This window comes from Streptomyces sp. NPDC104381, from assembly GCF_055583745.1.
Genome location: NZ_JBVJNK010000002.1, coordinates 843571 through 849555, shown reverse-complemented (window position 1 = coordinate 849555; position 5985 = coordinate 843571). Strand labels below are relative to the sequence as shown.

Below are 5985 nucleotides of genomic sequence, written 5' to 3'. Positions count from 1 at the left end.
CACCCCAGCGAGGAGCTCATGAACGACAACACCGCCGGGGCCGGGGCCGCCGACGACACCGCGCCACCGGTCCCCGAGGAGATCGCGGAAGCCGCCCGGCTCGCCCCCGACCACTGGCTGGGCATGGTCGACCCCGCGTGGCCGGGGGAGGGCGAGCCGCCCGACTGGGCGGTGGTGGGCCGGTGGCGGTCCGGTCAGGACGGCGAGATCGAGGAGTGGAGCCCCAACGAGGAGTACCGCCCCTCGCCCCAGGCGCTCGGCTGGCCCGCTCCGACCGACCCGGTGGACGAGGCGGTCCAGCTCGCCGCCACGGGTTACGGCCCGGGTGAAGCGGTCTCCCGGACCCTGGCCGTGGCGGAGGTCGCCGTCCTGCTCGCCCCCGGTGGCGGCCCGCTGTCGGCCACCTCGCCCGACGGGGCGGCGGTGGTGCCCGTCTTCACCTCGCCCACGTACCTGCACGCGGCCGGGCGCTTCGGCTACGAACTGGCGCCGGTGCACGAGGTGGTGGACCGTATACCGGAGGGCCATGTGCTCTATCTCAACCCCTCCGGACCGGTCGGCATGGCCGTGGAGACCGACGCCCTGCGCGAGGCGGTCGAGGAGGCGGCCCGAAGCGCGGCGGAGGCGGGGGACGAGGAGGTGGCCGGAGAGGCGCCGGCGGCCGGTGGCGCGGACGTGCCGACGCGTCCGGTCACCGCGACGCCCGCCGGCGCCCGGACCGGCCCGGAGGCGGCCGCGGCCCCGGGCCCCGGCGACTGATCCCGGCCGCACCGCACCCCCCCACCCCACCGATCCGACAGCGCACACCGATGGAGTTGCCCCCCATGACGAGCCCTTCCGGTACTCCGGACCACGAGCCCGAGACCACCGCCGAGGCCGGGCCGGCAGGCGGGGCGCCGGCCCCTTCCGTCGCACAGGGCGGCCCGTCCGCCGTACTGAAGGGCCGGCCCGGCTTCCGGGAGCCGCCCGAGGACTACGTCAAGGCCGCCAAGGTGGCGCCCGACCACTGGCTGTCCGTGATCGACCGGCACTGGAGCGGTGACGAGGGCGAGCCCCCGCCCTCCTGGGCGAGCCTCGGCCGCTGGCGCAGCGACGAGCACGGGGAGATCGTCGAGTGGGAGGCGAACGCCGAGTACCGCCCCTCACCCGACGCGCACGGCTGGGCGCCGCCGGTCGGCCCCGTGGACGCCGCCGTGCAACTCGTCGCCACCGGATACGCCTCGCAGGACCTGTTCGCCCTGATGCTCGCCGACGCCGAGGTGGCCGTGTGCGTCGACGGCGAGGGCGGCCTGGCGGTGACCGACGCGGAGGACGGGACGAAGGCCGTACCCGTCTTCTCGACCTCACCGGAACTGGAGCAGGACAAACTGCCCCCGCACGAGGTGATGTTCGTACCCGATCTCCTGGACCGGCTGCCGGAAGGGAAGGAGGTGCTCTTCCTCAGCTCCTCCGCCCCGGTGGGCCAACTCGTCACGGCGGACGCGCTGCGGGCGGGCAAGGCCGAACTGGAGAGGTACGAGGCGCTGGAGGACTCCGACGCCTGGCCGTCCGACCCCGCACCGGCGGGCGGCGTCCCCGAGGGCGGCGCGGACTTCTGGGCGACCGGACCGGACGACGGTCGGCCCGACTCCATGACCGCCGGGCAACTGCCCGGTTCCGAGGGGGCGGTGGAGGATTCCGGTACCGGCCCGGAGGCCACCGGGGGCCGGGAGGGGCGCGGGGCGGCGGAGGAGAGCTGATCCGCGGGCGGCCCGCACCGGGCGACGGGTCCGCGCGGGCCGCCGAATTGGAAGACGAATGTGTACGGTTGACGCTTGAACGGTATTCTCGGGCCGTCGTCCAGGGCGGCCTCCCGATCCGTGGTGGGTGCCGATCTCGCGCGACCGAAGATTCCGTTTGCCGGCCGCGAGAGGGAACGGGGGAGCGGCGCACAGCGTCTACAACGTAGTAACGGTGTCTCCCGTGGCCCTCGGGCCGGACCACGGCCCGTCATGTCACACGCCGTTACGTTCCACCCCCGGCACCTCATGGAAGGGACCCCGACTCAGTGGTCCGAACCATTGGACTGTTAACTGAGCAGGGTGAGTTCGAAAGGATGGACCGTGTCTTCGGCTTCTGGAGTGCCCGCCGGTGAGTGAGTACGACGACAGGTCCGTCCCGTCGGCGACGGAGACCCCGGCCGACAAGGGGCCCCGGCAGTGACACGCTGGAGTGGCCCCTTCGCACGGCGCCGCGCCGACCGGTCCTCGGCCCAGGCCGGGCGCAGGCCTGCCGCCGTCCGGCCCGCCGACGACCGGCCGGACGAAACAGCGGCGGAAGGGCTCCTGGTCGAGGACCACGACGGCCTGCTGCTGCTCCGGACTCCCTCGGACAACGCGCTCACCCCCGCCGACGTCGCCGACCTGGCCCGGGGCATGCGCACGGACGACGGCACCGTGACCGTCATCGCGGGCTCCGACGGGATGGAGACCCCCGCCTTCTGGCCGAGGCTGAGCGAACTGCTGGACTCGCTCAGCGAGTCGGGCGCCGACACCGTACGGCTGGTCATGCCCGGTGCCGGGCAGGACATCAAGGAACGGCCCGCCACCGCGCGCCGGATCGCCGACGCCTGGGGGGTCGAGGTCAAGGCCCCGGACGGGGCGCCCCTCGTCGTACCCGGCGGCTCGCTCTTCGTCCCTCCCGCCCCCTCCGCCGGCGGGAAACCGCCGGCCGGCGGCTGGTGGCGGTTCGCCCCCGGCGAGGACCCCGAACCGCTGGGCCCGCGCAGTCCGGAGCCGTCCTGGCAGCCCGCGCTGCGCCACGTCCCGTCGGACACGTCCGGCGGGAGCGTGGTGGAGCAGATCCCGGCCGGGCTGCTGGTACGCCCCGCCGGGGCCACCGCGACCCAGCCCGGCGACCTCTACCACGCCGTGCCGGTCGACCCCCGGCGCCCGGCCGTCGTGGTCGGTGTGCACTACGGCGAGGACGTCTCGGCCGATGAAGTCGCCGAGGTGCTGACGGCCCTGCCGGAGGAGGTCAGGTCCGGCGTGCGGCTCGCGCCCGGCGGCGGGTATGACGTGCTGCGGCTGGCGCAGGCGGTGTGCGACCGGCTGGACACCGACGTCGAGGTGATGACCGGGCTGCCGCTCGTGGCGGCGGCCGGTCCGCTGGGGTCGTACTCCGTACGGTCGGTCCTGGCCGCGCCGGACGGAACGCCGAAGTGGCTGCCGTTCGTGGACGCCGTCGTATGCCGGCCGCCGGACGAGGAGGGCCACGCCCGGCCGCCCCAACTGCTGCGCTGGACACCCCCGCTGGCGGGTCCCACGCGCCCGGAGGAGGGCGTGATCGGGCTGACGGACCGCTGGCAGGTCACGGTGACCAGGGCGGGCCTCTGGGTCGGGCCGCGCGGCGGCCCCCAGCTGTCGTCCACGGCACGTCAGGTGGACGCCAGGGGCCCCGTGATCGAGCTGGGCATGCCGGGCGAGCTCATGGACGCGTCGCTGCTGCCGGCCCTGTCGAGCCTGCTGGGAGCCCTCACACCGGCCCTGCGCGAGCGCGCGACGCTCCATGTGCACGGCGTGTCCCACGACGGCGGCCACGGTCTGCGACGACTGGCGGCCCAGCACGGCCTGCGCACCCTCCGCTACGCCGCCCCCGCACCGGCTCCGGCCCGTGCCAGGCCGACGGCGCAGGCCCCGGCGCGGGCCCAGGCCCGGCCCCCGGGTCCGCCCGCCCGGACGGCGGCCTCGGTCCCGCCCCTGTCCGCCGCTTCGGCGGGTACCGGCCCGACCGGTGCCGCCGCCACGGGGCGGCCGGAGTCGGTGCCGGGACCACGGACGCAGTCCGAGCAACCGAGGCTGCCGGGCCGACCCGCGCAGCCGGGGCCGTCACGACCGGAACAGCAGGGACAGTCCGCGCAGTCGGGGCAGTCCGCGCAGTCGGGGCGGCCGAGCCTGCCTCAGCGGCTGCCGCGGCCGTCCCAGCCGGCGCAGCCGGACCGGACCGCCGGACCCGGATACGGCCTCGGCTGGCCGGCGGAAGCCGGTGCACGGGCCGAGCGCGCTCGGCAGCTGCGGGAAGCCATGGGCCTGGAGACCGCAGCGGACGTGAGGGCCCGGGCACGCGCCGGGGAGCCCGGACTGACCCCCGGCTCGGGCGCGGCCGAAGAGCCCGACGGGCCTCGGACGTCCGGCGTGTCCGGCGTGTCCGGGGCGCCCGCTGCGGTGCCAGGGCGTGCGGCTGATCTCGCGCGTGCCGATGCTCCCGAGGAGGCCGGTGGTCCCGACGCGGTCGGTGGTCCCGACGCGGCTGGCGGTCCCGAGGAGGCCGGTGGTCCCGAGGTGGCGGAGGGGTCGTCCGTACGGCCCGACGGCGGGGACCCGGCCGAGGGCATGGGAACGGCCGAGGGCGCCGGAACGGACAACGTCCCGGCGGGGACCGGTGGTTCGGAACGAGCCGACGACCTCGCGCGTACCGATGATTCCGCGAGCGGCGACCGTTCCGACCAGGCCGACGGTCCCGAGGCCGAGGAGTGCCCTGATTCGGCGGACGGCTCAGGACCGTCCGCCACGCGAGGCCCGGCCGCCGGGCCCGAGGGCGCCCCCCGCCCGGGCGAGACCGAGGCACCCGAGAGCCCCGACGTCGTGTCCCCGCCGGAGCCTGACGCCGTGTCACCGCGCGAGCCTGACGTCGTGTTCCCGCCGGAGCCTGACGCCCTGTCACCGCGCGAGCCCGACATCGTGGCCTCGCCGGAACCCGACGTCGTGGCCCCGCCGGAGCCCGACATCGTGGCCCCGCCGAAGCCGATGCGCGTGGCGTCCGGCGCGCCCGCGGACCCCGCGCCCGCCACACCCCCCACGTCACCGGGGGCCATGGCCTCACGAGACGTGATGCCCGACGTGCCGGACGCACCGGCGGAGCCGGACCGTACGGGGACGGCCGACGACGGAGCGAGCGGGGCGGCGGGGAGTCCCGGTGCCTCGACGGCTCCGGACGCGCCGCAGACCACCGCGACGCCCGACACCCCGGATACCCCGGATACCCCTGACACCCCGGATACCCCTGACACCCGTGAGGCAGCTCCGCGCTTGGCCGCCGACGGAGGCGATGCCGCCGACGTGCCCCAAGCTCCGCTGCCGCCCGTCCCGTTGGACCCCGGCCACCGCAGCAGCGAAGTGGAGCGGACCGCCTTCCGCGCGCTCGCGGACGGCATGTGGGACAGGCACGGTGCGGCCGTCGCCCGCTCCCTCGCCCGGATGCCCGCCCTGCGCGGCAAGGAGCAGGAGGCGGCCCGCGCCGATCTGATCGCGCTGCGGATGTATCTGCACACTGCCGAGGGCCCGTTGAGCCATGGCGCCGTGACCCGGGCCCTGCGCGACTACGAGCCCGACATGCTGCCGTACGGCGCCTGCGTGGCCTCGGCGCTGAACCGGCTGCCGTCCTACCGGGGCGCGGTGGTGCGCGGCACGGGCAGTGATCCCACCACCGAGGGCCCCGGCGCCCCGGCTCTCCCCCGCCCCGGCACACTGCTGCGCGATGCGGCCCTGCTCAGCACCACACCGCTCGATCCCGCCCGGACGGCGACGATGCCGGGCGGGAGCTACGTCATCTGGTCGGTGGCGGGCCGTCGCGTACGGCAGTTGTCCGACCACGGTCGTGGGCCCGACGAGGTGGTTTTCGCTCCGGGGACCCTCTTCCGCGTGCTGGACGTCCGTCGCGACGGCCCGGCCGTACAGATCTATTTGCGTGAACTGACCGGTCCTGCCACGGCGACCAAGCCCGATCCGGACATGGATCGAGCCGTACTCGCCCGGTTGGACGATGTCGTGCGCGGGCGCCCGACGACACCTGCGGGCACCGGCCACTGGCCGGAGCGCTGCGTGGGTGCCGTGGGTGCCGGGCCGTGACGCGACACCGAACCCAGATATGAGTAAGGAAATTGCATGGCACGTGAGCATGATCCTTCCCATCGCATACCACCGAGTCCGGGCGCATCCGCCGGCGCGG

3 protein-coding genes are annotated in these 5985 nt (G+C 75.6%); all 3 read left to right on the top strand.

Features of this window, described 5'->3' with window-relative positions; translation table 11 throughout:
- The first annotated feature begins 18 nt into the window (after positions 1-18).
- The 3 genes from ACZ607_RS08740 (at position 19) to ACZ607_RS08730 (ending at position 5885) form a co-directional block, all read left to right on the top strand.
- The gene (locus ACZ607_RS08740) at positions 19-759 is read left to right on the top strand and encodes a type VII secretion system-associated protein (protein WP_469733157.1); all 741 of its coding nucleotides are present in this window, start codon (positions 19-21) and stop codon (positions 757-759) included.
- A gap of 65 nt (positions 760-824) precedes the next feature.
- Positions 825-1739 carry a type VII secretion system-associated protein gene (locus tag ACZ607_RS08735; protein ID WP_469733155.1) on the top strand — a complete coding sequence of 305 codons (915 nt, stop codon included), beginning with the start codon at positions 825-827 and terminating at the stop codon, positions 1737-1739.
- A 459-nt stretch (positions 1740-2198) separates the two neighbouring features.
- Positions 2199-5885, top strand: coding sequence for a hypothetical protein (locus tag ACZ607_RS08730; protein WP_469733153.1), 3687 nt, complete (start codon positions 2199-2201; stop codon positions 5883-5885).
- The last annotated feature ends 100 nt before the right edge of the window (positions 5886-5985 follow it).